The organism is Streptomyces thermovulgaris (assembly GCF_002155915.1).
Classification (GTDB): domain Bacteria; phylum Actinomycetota; class Actinomycetes; order Streptomycetales; family Streptomycetaceae; genus Streptomyces; species Streptomyces thermovulgaris.
The window spans coordinates 1-12823 of the sequence record NZ_MUME01000073.1 but is presented as its reverse complement, the minus strand read 5'-3'; the positions used below and the strand labels follow the sequence as shown (position 1 = coordinate 12823).

The window sequence follows — 12823 nt, the reverse complement described above, 5'->3', positions numbered from 1 at the left end:
GCCAGAAGGAGACCACAGGCCGCCGCAGCGGCCCTCGCATGTGTTCTGCCGCCACTTCGCATGTCCCCCATCGTTGTCGCGACACGCGGGATGATCCACTCGAATTGATCCAAACAGCCCCATCTCCCACCATCTCCTCCATCTCCTCCCGTCTCCCGCTCACCTTCCTCTCGGCTGCTTCCCAGGCACTTTTCGGCCGTTTCCTTGCTGGTTTTCAGTCACTTTTCTTTCTTCTCCGGCTGTTTCCGCTCCCTTTCCGTCTCCTCCCGGAGCCTCTCCCGAAGGAGGTGCCAGGCGCTCCGTCCGGTGGCCCCCCTCGCTCCGCGGCGCGCGCCCGGGACGCGGGATCCCGGGTCTCCTCCGTGCCGGGAGCGCGAACCGGCCACTGCTGTTTCTCCAGAAGTCCCCCGGAGTCCCCCACGGGAAAAACCGTTTGCCTCCGGCTGCCCGGCGACGCGACCCTGTCACGGCTTTCCGCCGTCCGGCGGCACCTGTTTCGCCCCGATACGAGCCCTGGACCCTCATGCAGATTCAAGACCTTCCGTATCCCGACCCGGGTGTGCCGGACACCCGCTCGGGCCTTCGGCTTCTGTGGTGGCTGGAACGGAACCAACTGGGCGGGCAGCTCAGAGCCCTGGCCTGGGGGCTGCTGCACTTCGCCTCGGTCGCCGCGCTGCCGTTCTGCGTCGGTCTCGCCGTCCAGGCGGTCGTCGACCGCTCGGGCTCCCGGCTCGCCCTGACCGGCGGACTGCTGGCGCTGCTCTGCGCCGGCAACGCGCTCGGCGACACCTTTCTGCACCGCGCCGCGGTCACCAACTGGGTCACCGCGGCCGCCCGCCTCCAGCAACTGCTCGCCCGCAAGGCCGCCGAACTGGGATCCGCGCTGACCCGGCGGGTGGCCGCAGGCGAGGTGGTCACCGTCTCCACCGGTGACATCGAGAAAATCGGCTGGTGCGTGGAGGCCGTGTCCCGGTTCACCGCGGCCGCGGTCACCGTGCTGCTGGTCTGCGCCGCCCTGCTCGTCTACCAGCCGGCGCTCGGGATGGTCGTCGTCGTGGGCCTGCCCGTGATGGCGTTCGCGGTGCTGCCGCTGCTGCCGCACGCGACCCGGCGCGCCGACGTGCAGCGCGAGAAGGCGGGCCGCGCCACCGAACTGGCCTCGGACACCGTCGCCGGGCTGCGGGTGCTGCGCGGCATCGGCGGCGAGGAGCTGTTCCTCGACCGCTACCGCCGCGCCTCCCAGGAGGTGCGGCACGCGGCCGTCCGCAGCGCCCGCATGTGGGCCCTGATCGCCGCGATCCAGGTGCTGCTGCCGGGACTGCTGCTGATCGCGGTGGTCTGGTACGGCATCCATCTGGCCCGCACCGGCCGGATCACCGTGGGCGAGCTCGTCACCGTCTACAGCTCCGTCCTGATCCTCGCCTACCCGCTGCGGCACTTCCAGGAGATCGCCATGGCGTACTCCTTCTCCCGCCCGTCGGCCGAGCGGGCCGCCCGGGTGCTCTCCCTGAAGAGGCCCGCCGACAGCACCGGAACGCGGACGGCCGACGTGCCGTCGGGCGACCTGTACGACCCGGCGACCGGGCTGTGCGCACCCGCCGGGCGTCTGACCGCCGTGGTCTGCGGCGACCCGGACGCGGCGGGCCGGCTGGCCGAGCGGCTCGGCGGCCATCCCGCCGAACCGGGCACATCGGTGCTGCTGGGCGGCGTACCGCTGGACGAGCTGCCGCTCGAGGCGGCCCGCACGGCCGTCCTGGTCCAGGACAAGGACCCGGTCCTGCTCTCCGGTTCGCTGCGCGAACTGCTCGACGTGCCCGCCTCGGGGAACGTCTCCGCCGAGGAGGCGCTCGCCGCCGCCCAGTGCGACGACGTCCTGGAGGCGCTCGCGCAGACGATGCCTGCCGCCGGGGACCCGATGGACGCCCGCATCACCGAGCGCGGCCGGTCCCTGTCCGGCGGCCAGCGTCAGCGCCTCGCTCTCGCCCGGTCCCTGATCGCCGACCCGGAGGTCCTGGTCCTGGACGAGCCGACCTCCGCCGTCGACGCGCACACCGAGGCGCGGATCGCCCAGGGCCTGCGGAAGCTGCGGAGCGGCCGCACCACGGTGGTGTTCACCTCCTCGCCGCTGCTGCTGGACCGCGCCGACCGGGTGGTCCTGGTCCACGAGGGCACGGTCGCCGCGGTCGGCTCGCACCGCGACCTGGTGCGCACCGAGCCCCGGTACCGCGCGGTGGTGACCCGGGAGACGGACGAGGAACGCGCCCTGCACGACATGATCCGGGCCGACGGCGGGCCGCGGGCCGCACCGGCCGGTCCGCCGGACGACGACGCGGCTTTGCGGGACGTCGTGGAGAAGATGGAGGAGACCGCATGATCGGCGTGGCGCCCCCGGCGTACGACCCGGCGGCCCCGACGACGGCCGACACCCTGCCCGTCGGCTCCGCCGCGACCGTGCGCGCCTATGTGGCCGAGCTGCTGCGCCGGCACCGCGGTGCCTTCCTGCTGCTCGTCACCGTCAACGCGGTGGCCGTGCTCGCCTCCCTGGCCGGCCCCTGGCTGCTGGGCGGCCTGGTCGAGCGGGTGTCGCACGGCGCCCGGGAGCTGCATCTGCCGCTGACCGTGGGGCTGTTCGCGCTGGCGCTGCTCGTGCAGGCCGTGTTCGTGCGGGAGGTGCGGCTGCGCGGGGCGATGCTGGGCGAGCGGATGCTGGCCGATCTGCGCGAGGACTTCCTCGTCCGGTCGGTCCGGCTGCCGCCGGGCGTGCTGGAGCGGGCGGGCACCGGCGATCTGCTCTCCCGCATCACCACCGACATCGACCGGCTCGCCAACGCGATGCGCGAGGCCGTGCCGCAGCTGACGGTCGGAGTGGTGTGGACGGCCCTGCTGCTCGGCGGTCTGGTGCTCACCGCACCGCCGCTCGCCGCAGCCGTGCTGGTGGCCCTGCCGCTGCTGCTGGCCGGCTGCCGCTGGTACTTCCGGCGGGCGCCCTCCGCCTACCGCTCGGAGGCCGCGGGCTACGCCGCCGTGGCCGCCGCGCTCACCGAGACCGTCGACGCCGGGCGCACCGTGGAGGCGCACCGTCTGGGCGAGCGTCGCATCGCCCTGTCGGAGCTGCGGATCAAGCAGTGGACGGCGTGGGAGCGCTACACGCTCTGGCTGCGGTCGGTGCTCTTCCCGGTCGTCAACATCACCCATGTGACCGTGCTCGCCGCCGTGCTGCTGATCGGCGGGGTCTTCGTGCTGCGGGGCTGGCTGGGGATCGGGCAGCTGACCACGGGCGCGCTCATCGCGCAGATGCTCGTCGACCCGGTGGGACTGATCCTGCGCTGGTACGACGAGCTGCAGGTGGCGCAGGTGTCGCTGGCCCGGCTCGTCGGCGTCCGCGAGATCGAGCCGGACGCCGGGGACGCCTCGCTGTCCCCCGCCGGCCGGGACATGCACGCGGACCGGGTGCACTTCGGCTACCGCGAGGGCGTCGACGTGCTGCGCGAGGTGTCCCTGAAGGTCGCCCCGGGCACCCGGCTGGCCCTGGTCGGTCCCTCGGGGGCCGGCAAGTCCACGCTGGGCCGGCTGCTCGCCGGGATCTACGCACCGCGCAAGGGCCGGGTCGCCCTCGGCGGTGCCGAGCTCTCCCGGATGCCCGCCGAACGGGTCCGCGCCCATGTCGCCCTGGTCAACCAGGAGCACCACGTCTTCGTGGGCTCCCTGCGCGACAACCTGCTGCTCGCCCGTGCCGACGCCGACGACGCCGAGCTGTGGGCGGCGCTCGGCGCGGTCGACGCCGACGGCTGGGCGCGTGCCCTGGAGAACGGCCTGGACACCGAGGTCGGCTCGGGCGGCTTCGCCCTCACCCCGGCCCAGGCCCAGCAGATCGCCCTGGCCCGTCTGGTCCTGGCCGATCCGCACACGCTGGTGCTGGACGAGGCCACCTCGCTCCTCGATCCGCGGGCGGCCCGGCACCTGGAGCGGTCCCTGGCCCGCGTCCTGGACGGCCGCACGGTCGTCGCCATCGCCCACCGGCTCCACACGGCGCACGACGCGGACGTCATCGCCGTGGTCGAGAACGGCCGCATCAGCGAGCTGGGCCCCCACGACGACCTGGTCGCCGCGGACGGCACCTATGCGGCGCTGTGGCGGTCCTGGCACGGGTGAGCGGACGAAGGCGGCGCCGGGAAGACCGGCGGACGGTCCGGCCCGGGCACGGGCCGGACCGGGGCCGCGGACCTGCCTGCCACGGCCGCCGTGCGCGCACACGGTCCCCGGGAGCAGAGGCACCGGCACAGGCCAAGGGGCCGGCACGGGCCGTGCCGTTGCGCGGGAACGAACAGGGATGGAAGGGTGGAAACAGGCAAATACCCCGGGAAGCACCCGGGAGCCGTCCGGTTCGCGCCGGGTGACAGCTGTGCTCCGCGCACCGGCGGCCGCCCGCCGGAGGCGGTGAGAACGGGCTCGTCACCCACCCCCTGGAGGTACCCGTGGACAGCGTCGACGGATGGGGAGACGACGTCTACCAGCCCGACAAGGACTCCGAGATCAAGGAGGACACGGGGGTGCTCGACTCGGAGGACACGCTGGAGTACGACGGTGTCGACGACCCCCTGGACCGCGGCTGGTCCCCTCCGGAGCGGCCCTGGGCGGTGGAGCACATCGGTGTGACCGCGGCCGAGCGCCGGCAGGGCGAGACGCTGGAGCAGCGTCTGGCCGAGGAGCTTCCCGATCCGCCCGTCCCGGACGGCGACGGCATGGGCGACTGCACGGACACCGACGGGGAACTCCTGGACAACGAGGTCGGCGCCACCCGGTCCGGCCGTCTCGTCGCCCCCGACGAGGGAGCCCACGAGGACGAGGAGAGCGCGCTGGTCGCCATCGATGTGGGCATCGACGGCGCGGCCTCCTCCGCCGAGGAGGCGGCCGTGCACGTGGTCGACGAGGACACCCTGCACGGCTGATCCGGCCACCGGTGCGCCCCGCGTCTCCCGGCCGCTTCCTCCCCCGTCGCATCCCACCGCACGAGGAGTTCCCATGCAGCAGGCCAAGCACCCCGACTACCACCCCGTGGTCTTCCGCGACCGCGCCGCCGGCTATGCCTTCCTCACCCGGTCCACCGCCACCAGCGAGCAGACCATCGAGTGGGACGACGGGCAGACCTACCCGGTCGTGGACGTGGAGATCTCCTCGAAGAGCCACCCGTTCTACACCGGCAGGGCCCGCACGGTGGACTCCGAGGGCCGCATCGCCCGGTTCGAGCGGCGCTACGGCGGCGGGCAGGGCACAAACGGCGACCAAGCCGTGTGAGGCCGGGCGTCCCCGGACGGCGCGCCGGCCCGAGGTCCCGGCGGCCGCTCGGCCGGAGCCCGCTTCAGCCGAAGTTCAGTGCCGCCAGACAGCTCACCCCGCCGAGCAGCATGAACGCCGGCATCAGCACCCTGACCTCGACCCAGCTGCCCGCCTTGAAGCGCATCGCCTTCGGCGTGCCGACCGGGTACCAGCGCTTGCGGCCCACCGGTATCGGCCACAGTATCGGGCAGCCGGAGACGGTCAGCGCGTCCCCGATGTCGTGCACCAGCGCCCCCAGCACGATCGGCAGGCCCAGCCACAGGTAGTCCTCGCTGAACAGCCAGTTCGCGCCGTTGCCCGGCTGGTCGAGCGTGTCCGCGATGATCCAGGCGCTGGTCGCGGCCAGCAGCCACACCAGGACGTCGCTGCTGGAGCCGCGGGCCGCCCGCCACAGCAGGCCCTCGATGGCCAGCACCATGTGGGCGAAGAGAATGGCCAGCACCGCCCAGCGGCCGCCGGTGACCGCCACGACGGAGGTGCCCGCCCCGATCAGCACCGCCCACAGCCAGGTGTGCGTCAGCGTCCGGTGCCCCCCGGAACGGCGCGGGTCGCCCGGCAGGCGCGTCGCCTTGTAGACGGTGCTGGACAGCTTCTCGACGATCTCGCACAGCCAGCGCGAGAGCGGTCCGAAGGAACGCGATATGGTCGCGGCCTTGTGGTCCAGGTCCGGGGCGAGGGCGGCCCCGGCGCAGATCAGCGCACCGGCCAGCAGCACCGGCCAGGGCATGGGGTGCCCGGCCGCGGCGGCTGCGGCTCCCACGCCCAGCCAGGCCGCGGCGCCCGACAGTGAGTGTGCTGGTCCCATCATGGCCGTTGCCCGCCCCTTTTCCGTTGTCGCGCTGTCCAGTTGTTCCAGCGAGCCGATGTTCCGTCGGCGCCACAGCGTAGCCGCCGTGATCTTCGAACCGGCAGCCGATTCCCACCTCGGCCCGCGGGCCAGGCAAGATGGACGGGTGACCCTCATCGACCAGCTCCCGCCGACCGCCGATCCCGACGCTCTGTACGAGGCCTTCGAGTCCTGGGCCCAGGATCGTGGTCTGACTCTCTATCCCCACCAGGAAGAGGCGCTGATCGAGGTGGTCTCCGGGGCGAATGTGATCGTCTCCACGCCCACCGGCTCCGGCAAGAGCATGATCGCCGCCGGGGCGCACTTCGCCGCCCTGGCCAGGGACGAGGTCACCTTCTACACGGCGCCGATCAAGGCGCTGGTGTCGGAGAAGTTCTTCGAGCTGTGCAAGCTGTTCGGCACCGAGAACGTCGGCATGCTCACCGGCGACGCCTCCGTGAACGCCGACGCGCCCGTCATCTGCTGCACGGCCGAGGTGCTGGCCTCGATCGCGCTGCGCGACGGCAAGGACGCCGACATCGGCCAGGTCGTCATGGACGAGTTCCACTTCTACGCGGAGCCCGACCGCGGCTGGGCCTGGCAGATCCCGCTGCTGGAGCTGCCGCAGGCACAGTTCGTGCTGATGTCGGCCACGCTCGGTGACGTCTCCTTCTTCGAGAAGGACCTGACCCGTCGTACGGGCCGTCCCACCGCGGTGGTCCGCTCGGCCACCCGTCCGGTGCCGCTGTCCTACGAGTACCGGCGCACACCGCTCACCGAGACGCTCACCGACCTGCTCCAGGCCGACCAGGCCCCGGTGTACATCGTGCACTTCACCCAGGCCCAGGCCGTGGAACGGGCGCAGGCGCTGATGAGCATCAACATGTGCTCGCGCGAGGAGAAGGAGCAGATCGCCGAGCTGATCGGCAACTTCCGCTTCACCACCAGGTTCGGCCGCAACCTCTCCCGCTACGTCCGGCACGGCATCGGGGTGCACCACGCCGGCATGCTGCCCAAGTACCGCCGGCTGGTGGAGAAGCTGGCGCAGGCCGGTCTGCTGAAGGTGATCTGCGGCACGGACACGCTCGGCGTGGGCGTCAACGTGCCGATCCGCACCGTGCTGTTCACGGCGCTGACCAAGTACGACGGCAGCCGTGTGCGCACCTTGCGCGCCCGTGAGTTCCACCAGATCGCCGGACGGGCCGGACGGGCCGGCTTCGACACGGAGGGCTTCGTCGTCGCGCAGGCCCCCGAGCACGTCATCGAGAACGAGAAGGCGCTCGCCAAGGCGGGCGACGATCCCAAGAAGCGCCGGAAGGTCGTCCGCAAGAAGGCGCCGGAGGGGTTCGTCGGCTGGACGGAGAAGACCTTCGAGAAGCTCGTCGCCTCCGAGCCGGAGCCGCTGACCTCCCGCTTCCGTGTGACGCACGCGATGCTGCTGTCGGTGATCGCCCGTCCCGGCAACGCCTTCGAGGCGATGCGGCGCCTGCTGGAGGACAACCACGAGCCGCGCAAGCAGCAGCTGCGGCACATCCGGCGGGCCATCGCCATCTACCGCTCGCTGCTGGACGGCGGCATCGTCGAGAAGCTCGACCAGCCGGACGCCGAGGGCCGCATCGTGCGCCTCACGGTCGACCTCCAGCAGGACTTCGCGCTCAACCAGCCGCTGTCCACCTTCGCGCTGGCCGCGTTCGAACTGCTGGATCCCGAGTCGCCGTCCTACGCGCTGGACATGGTCTCCGTCGTGGAGTCCACGCTGGACGACCCGCGGCAGATCCTCGTCGCCCAGCAGAACAAGGCGCGCAGCGAGGCCGTGGCCGCGATGAAGGCGGAGGGCGTCGACTACGAGGAGCGCATGGAGCGCCTCCAGGACATCACCTACCCCAAGCCCCTGGAGGAACTGCTCTTCCACGCCTACCGCACCTACCGCAAGAGCCACCCCTGGGTCGGGGACCACCCGCTGTCGCCGAAGTCCGTGGTCCGCGACATGTACGAACGGGCGCTGTCGTTCACGGAGTTGATCTCCTTCTACGAACTCGCCCGCAGCGAGGGCATCGTGCTGCGCTACCTGGCCAGTGCGTACAAGGCGCTGGAGCACACGATCCCGGACGACCTGAAGTCCGAGGACCTGCAGGACCTGATCGCCTGGCTGGGCGAGATGGTGCGCCAGGTCGACTCCAGCCTGCTGGACGAGTGGGAGCAGCTGGCCAACCCGGAGGAGGAGACCGCCGAGGAGGCCCAGGAGAAGGCCGACCAGGTCAAGCCGGTCACCGCCAACGCCCGTGCCTTCCGCGTCCTGGTCCGCAACGCCATGTTCCGCCGTGTCGAGCTCGCCGCCCTGGACCGGTTCGAGGAGCTGGGCGAGATGGACGCCGAGTCGGGGTGGGACGCCGAGGCGTGGGGCGCGGCGATGGACAAGTACTGGGAGGAGTACGACGACCTGGGCACCGGTCCCGATGCCCGCGGCCCCAAGCTGCTGCTGATCGAGGAGGAGCCGCAGAACGGCCTGTGGCGTGTGCGGCAGATCTTCGACGACCCCGACGGCGACCACGACTGGGGCATCAGCGCGGAGGTCGATCTGGCCGCCTCCGACGCCGAGGGCCGCGCGGTCATCCGCGTGACCGACGTCGGCCAGCTGTGAACACAGGAGAGACCCTTCCATGTCGGACACGACGAACCCGGCCGAAAGACTTGTCGATCTGCTCGACCTGGAGCAGATCGAGGTCAACATCTTCCGTGGCCGCAGCCCGCAGGAGTCCCTGCAGCGGGTCTTCGGCGGCCAGGTGGCCGGACAGGCTCTGGTCGCCGCCGGACGCACCACGGACGGTGAGCGCCCGGTGCACTCCCTGCACGCGTACTTCCTGCGTCCCGGACGGCCCGGGGTGCCGATCGTGTACCAGGTGGAGCGGGTGCGCGACGGGCGGTCCTTCACCACGCGCCGGGTCACCGCCGTGCAGCAGGGCCGCACGATCTTCAATCTGACCGCTTCCTTCCACAAGCCCGAGCAGGGGAGTTTCGAGCACCAGCTGCCGCCGGCCCGCACGGTTCCGGATCCGGAGTCCCTGCCGACGGTCGTGGAGGAGATCCGGGAGCATCTGGGGGAACTGCCCGAGCAGCTGGAGCGCATGGCACGCCGTCAGCCGTTCGACATCCGGTATGTGGACCGGCTGCGCTGGAGCGCCGAGGAGGTCAAGGACGCCGAGCCGCGCAGCGCCGTGTGGATGCGCGCGGTCGGACCGCTCGGGGACGATCCGCTCGTGCACACCTGCGCCCTGACCTACGCCAGCGACATGACGCTGCTCGACGCGGTGCGCATCCCGGTCGAGCCCCTGTGGGGGCCGCGCGGTTTCGACATGGCCTCGCTGGACCACGCCATGTGGTTCCACCGGCCGTTCCGTGCGGACCAGTGGCTCCTGTACGACCAGGAGTCACCGATCGCGACGGGCGGCCGGGGGCTGGCCCGCGGCCGCATCTACGACAGGGAGGGGCGTCTGGTCGTGTCGGTCGTCCAGGAGGGCCTGTTCCGCGCGGTGTAGACAGCCGCCTTCCGTCACGGGCCGCCTTCCGCGCCGGGCCCGCCGGCCGGTCCGGTGCCCGGAAGGGCGATCGTCCGGGTGTCCTTGCGAAAGAGCCGGCCCAGCAGGCGGCGTGAGCGCGCGCGCCGTTGCGCCGGTTCGCACCGCCGGGGGCGTTCGCCGGGCCACCGGGGGCGTCCGGGCCGCTCCGGCGCGGGCGGCTGCCGGTGCTCCGCCGGGTTCCGGTGCTGTGCCGGACGCCCGCGCCGTCCCCGGTGCCCACGACTCCGCCCCTCCTGCGCAGCGCCTCCGGAAACCCCTCCTGGACGCACAGCCGCTCGGTCTCGGCACGGTCGGCGCACCGCCCGGCTCCCTCCTCAACGGGCAGGGTGCGGATGCGGCCGAGCTGGACGGCCAGGTCGAACTCACTGCGCCTGAGGCCCGGTTCACGGGCTGCGCGGCTCTGGGGGAAGGGCGCCCGCCGCCGTGTGCCGGCTTGTGTGCCGGCCGTTTCGGCGGTGGGTGCGAGGACATGCGTGATGGTGTCGCCGGACATGGTCGTCTCCCCCGTGGAGTGCGGCTCGCGCCGGCCGCGCTCGCCTGCGACACACCGTATCCCTTGCCGCGCACCTCGGCGCGGGCCTGTGGAAAACTCCGCGGGGGAGGACGAATGCGCTGGTCAGAGGCCGGTCGCGGAAGTCCACTCCGACTGCCGGGCCTTCACGTCGAGATGCTCGCCGACCTGGTTGACGAGCAGGGTCATCTCGTAGGCGACCTGGCCGATGTCGGCCTCCGCACCGCTGAGGACGCACAGACAGCTGTCCGCGCCGGCCGCCGTGACGAACAGCACCGCGTCGTCGAACTCGACCATCGTCTGCCGCACCCCGCCCGCGCCGAAGTGACGGCCCGAGCCCTTGGCCAGGCTGTGCAGGCCGGACGACACGGCCGCGAGGTGCTCGGCGTCCTCGCGTCGCAGTCCCGTACTGGCGCCCGTCACCAGTCCGTCGTTGGACAGGACCAGGGCGTGCCGTACGTGTTCCGTCCGTTGGGTCAGGTCGTCGAGCAGCCGGCCCAGTGTCTGGTTCTGCGCCATGATGCGGTCTCCCCGTGTTGTTGTCTCCCCCCACAACCGGAGGATCTCCCGCCAGCCTTCCCCACTGCCGCTGTCCCGGCAAGGAGTATGAGGACATGACACAAAAGATGACCGATGACAAGTGGTGGGGACTCGTTCCTTGAGGCACCCGCACCGGAAACCTCAGGGCGCCCGCACCGGAGAACCGCCGGCCGTACGGGCCGTCGGACGCCCTCGTGGCGCATCGGACCGGTTCCCGTTCGGCGGAAACGGCCCCGCCGGCCGGACGCACACCGTCGTGTTCAGCTCACGGCCTCGAGCAGCCGGGCGGTGTGCACCCGCCCGGCGTGCTCGACGAGCCGGATCAGCACCTCCTTTCCCGAGTCGCGTTCGCGGGCGTCGCACAGGACCACGGGGGTGCCCTGGTCGAGGTCGAGGGCGCGGAAGACGTCGTCGGGGCTGTGGGTGCGGGCGCCCGGGAAGCGGTTGACGGCCACCACGAACGGGATGCGCCGGCGCTTGAAGTGGTCCACGGCCGGGAAGCAGCCCTCCAGGCGCCGGGTGTCGGCGAGGACCACGGCGCCGAGGGCGCCCTGCGCCAACTCGTCCCACAGGAACCAGAAACGGTCCTGGCCCGGTGTGCCGAAGAGATGGAGGGAGAGCCCGTACCGGAAGGTGAGGCGGCCGAAGTCCAGGGCGACGGCCGTGGCGGTCTTCTGCTCCACGCCGCCGGTGCCGTCGGCCGACCGGCCGGCCCGGCTCAGCAGTTCCTCGGTGCGCAGCGGCCGGATCTCGCTGACCGCGCCCACCAGGGTGGTCCTGCCCACGCCGAGTCCGCCGGCGACCAGTACCTTCAGCACCAGGGGGGTCGTCTCACCACCCGGGGCGTCGTCGTGCTCGCGGACCATGGATCACTTCTCTCGGGAAGGGCAGCGGCCGCCACGGGGAGAACGGACGGCACGGGGAGAACGGACGGCGCGGGAAGAAGGACGAGGGACGAGGGACACAGAAGGACACGGGGGAGAAAACCGTCAGCATCATGACCCCATGAGCACCCGTTCGGGGGAATGGATCGCATTTTCTCCGTTCCGACCGTCCCATGGCCCCCGCTGTCGGAACGGGTGCACAACAGGAACGCTTCCGCCGTGGCATGGGCCGCCTCACGACCACTTCCCGCGGGATTCACGCGTGGAAGGCGTACGGGCGGCACCGGACGGCCGACGGCGACGGGTCCGGCACACGGCGGCTTCGGCCGACGAGGCGGGCCGCTGCCCTCGAGGGCGGCGGGAGCGGTGCGGTCACGGTCTGCGGTGGGCCGCTGCCTGCCGGACGGCGTGCTCGAAGTCCCCGGGGAGGGCCGCCGCCCCGCGGCACGGGCGGACACCGGAACGATCGCGCCATGCGCACACACGTGCGGCGGCTTCTCCTCGGGCCTGTGGGGGATCATGCGACACATGAACGAGGATCACGCACGCGTCCAGGAGTTCTTCACCGCACGCGCGGCCGACTGGGACAGCAGGTTCCCGGACGACGGCCCCGCCTACGCGGCCGCGGTCGCCGAGCTCGGGCTGCGCGAGGGCGACCGCGTCCTCGACGCGGGATGCGGCACCGGCCGGGCCCTGCCCCCGCTGCGTGCGGCCGTGGGCCGCTCGGGAGTCGTCGTGGGCGTCGATCTGACGCCGGCCATGCTGCAGGCCGCCGTACGGGCCGGGCGGGACCGGGAGGGGCATCTGCTGCTCGCCGACGTCGCCGCGCTGCCGTTCGAACCGGAGTCGTTCGACGCCGTGTTCGCCGCGGGCCTCATCGCGCACCTGCCGCATCCCGCGGAGAACCTGCGGGAGATGCGGCGCGTGGTGCGTCCCGGCGGCACGCTGGCGCTGTTCCACCCGATCGGACGGGCGGCGCTCGCGGCACGCCAGGGCCGGCGGATCACCCCGGACGACCTGCGGGCCGAGCCCAACCTGCGGCCGCTGCTCGCCGGTTCGGGGTGGCGCATGACGTCCTGCGTCGACGAGGACGCCCGCTTCCTGGCCCTGGCCGTGCGCGAGGGCTGACCCGCGCCCCCTCGCACCC

General features: G+C 72.2%; 10 protein-coding genes and 1 pseudogene. 7 read left to right on the top strand and 4 right to left on the bottom strand.

From position 1 onward, the window contains the following. Positions 1 to 523: 523 nt before the first annotated feature. The 4 genes from CCN35_RS07940 to CCN35_RS07925 all read left to right on the top strand — a co-directional run bounded on the left by CCN35_RS07940 (position 524) and on the right by CCN35_RS07925 (position 5295). Complete coding sequence (locus CCN35_RS07940) at positions 524 to 2374, top strand: ABC transporter ATP-binding protein (protein ID WP_086791973.1); 1851 nt, start codon at positions 524 to 526, stop codon at positions 2372 to 2374. Next, on the top strand, positions 2371 to 4152 hold the full coding sequence (locus CCN35_RS07935; RefSeq protein WP_067392173.1) for an ABC transporter ATP-binding protein: 1782 nt from the start codon (positions 2371 to 2373) through the stop codon (positions 4150 to 4152). The genes CCN35_RS07940 and CCN35_RS07935 overlap by 4 nt, the downstream gene beginning before the upstream one ends. A 323-nt stretch (positions 4153 to 4475) precedes the next feature. Then, on the top strand, positions 4476 to 4949 hold the full coding sequence (locus CCN35_RS07930; protein ID WP_086791971.1) for a DUF5709 domain-containing protein: 474 nt from the start codon (positions 4476 to 4478) through the stop codon (positions 4947 to 4949). Between the two features lie 73 nt (positions 4950 to 5022). Beyond that, a complete protein-coding gene (locus tag CCN35_RS07925; RefSeq protein ID WP_067392177.1) occupies positions 5023 to 5295 on the top strand; it encodes a type B 50S ribosomal protein L31 in 273 nt (90 codons plus the stop codon). Positions 5296 to 5359: 64 nt separating this feature from the next. Here the strand turns inward: CCN35_RS07925 and CCN35_RS07920 are convergent, their stop codons facing one another. Then, positions 5360 to 6145: a metal-dependent hydrolase gene (locus tag CCN35_RS07920; protein WP_086791969.1), complete on the bottom strand. Its 786-nt coding sequence runs from the start codon at positions 6143 to 6145 to the stop codon at positions 5360 to 5362. A gap of 145 nt (positions 6146 to 6290) precedes the next feature. On the opposite strand from CCN35_RS07920, the gene CCN35_RS07915 reads away from it, so the two are divergent. Both CCN35_RS07915 and CCN35_RS07910 read left to right on the top strand, forming a co-directional pair. Then, on the top strand, positions 6291 to 8804 hold the full coding sequence (locus CCN35_RS07915; RefSeq protein ID WP_067392183.1) for a DEAD/DEAH box helicase: 2514 nt from the start codon (positions 6291 to 6293) through the stop codon (positions 8802 to 8804). Between the two features lie 19 nt (positions 8805 to 8823). After that, positions 8824 to 9699: an acyl-CoA thioesterase gene (locus CCN35_RS07910; RefSeq protein ID WP_067392186.1), complete on the top strand. Its 876-nt coding sequence runs from the start codon at positions 8824 to 8826 to the stop codon at positions 9697 to 9699. Positions 9700 to 9937: 238 nt separating this feature from the next. Here the strand turns inward: CCN35_RS07910 and CCN35_RS29265 are convergent. The 3 genes and pseudogenes from CCN35_RS29265 to CCN35_RS07900 all read right to left on the bottom strand — a co-directional run. Next, positions 9938 to 10234 (bottom strand): annotated as a pseudogene (locus CCN35_RS29265) (DUF6397 family protein); the annotation flags it as partial. A gap of 123 nt (positions 10235 to 10357) precedes the next feature. Then, complete coding sequence (locus CCN35_RS07905; RefSeq protein ID WP_067392189.1) at positions 10358 to 10771, bottom strand: roadblock/LC7 domain-containing protein; 414 nt, start codon at positions 10769 to 10771, stop codon at positions 10358 to 10360. Positions 10772 to 11052: 281 nt separating this feature from the next. Next, complete coding sequence (locus tag CCN35_RS07900; protein WP_086791967.1) at positions 11053 to 11658, bottom strand: GTP-binding protein; 606 nt, start codon at positions 11656 to 11658, stop codon at positions 11053 to 11055. A 546-nt stretch (positions 11659 to 12204) separates the two neighbouring features. Here CCN35_RS07900 and CCN35_RS07895 point away from each other — a divergent pair. Beyond that, entirely contained in the window at positions 12205 to 12804 is a 600-nt protein-coding gene (locus CCN35_RS07895; RefSeq protein WP_067392195.1) for a class I SAM-dependent methyltransferase, read from the top strand. Positions 12805 to 12823 lie beyond the last annotated feature (19 nt).

Excerpts from the sequence above, each read along its gene's own strand:
- CCN35_RS07935 (WP_067392173.1), top strand. The coding sequence starts at position 2,371 with ATGATCGGCGTGGCGCCCCCGGCGTACGACCCGGCGGCCCCGACGACG.
- CCN35_RS07940 (WP_086791973.1), top strand. The coding sequence starts at position 524 with ATGCAGATTCAAGACCTTCCGTATCCCGACCCGGGTGTGCCGGACACC.
- CCN35_RS07910 (WP_067392186.1), top strand. The coding sequence starts at position 8,824 with ATGTCGGACACGACGAACCCGGCCGAAAGACTTGTCGATCTGCTCGAC.
- CCN35_RS07900 (WP_086791967.1), bottom strand. The coding sequence starts at position 11,658 with ATGGTCCGCGAGCACGACGACGCCCCGGGTGGTGAGACGACCCCCCTG.
- CCN35_RS07905 (WP_067392189.1), bottom strand. The coding sequence starts at position 10,771 with ATGGCGCAGAACCAGACACTGGGCCGGCTGCTCGACGACCTGACCCAA.
- CCN35_RS07895 (WP_067392195.1), top strand. The coding sequence starts at position 12,205 with ATGAACGAGGATCACGCACGCGTCCAGGAGTTCTTCACCGCACGCGCG.
- CCN35_RS07920 (WP_086791969.1), bottom strand. The coding sequence starts at position 6,145 with ATGATGGGACCAGCACACTCACTGTCGGGCGCCGCGGCCTGGCTGGGC.
- CCN35_RS07925 (WP_067392177.1), top strand. The coding sequence starts at position 5,023 with ATGCAGCAGGCCAAGCACCCCGACTACCACCCCGTGGTCTTCCGCGAC.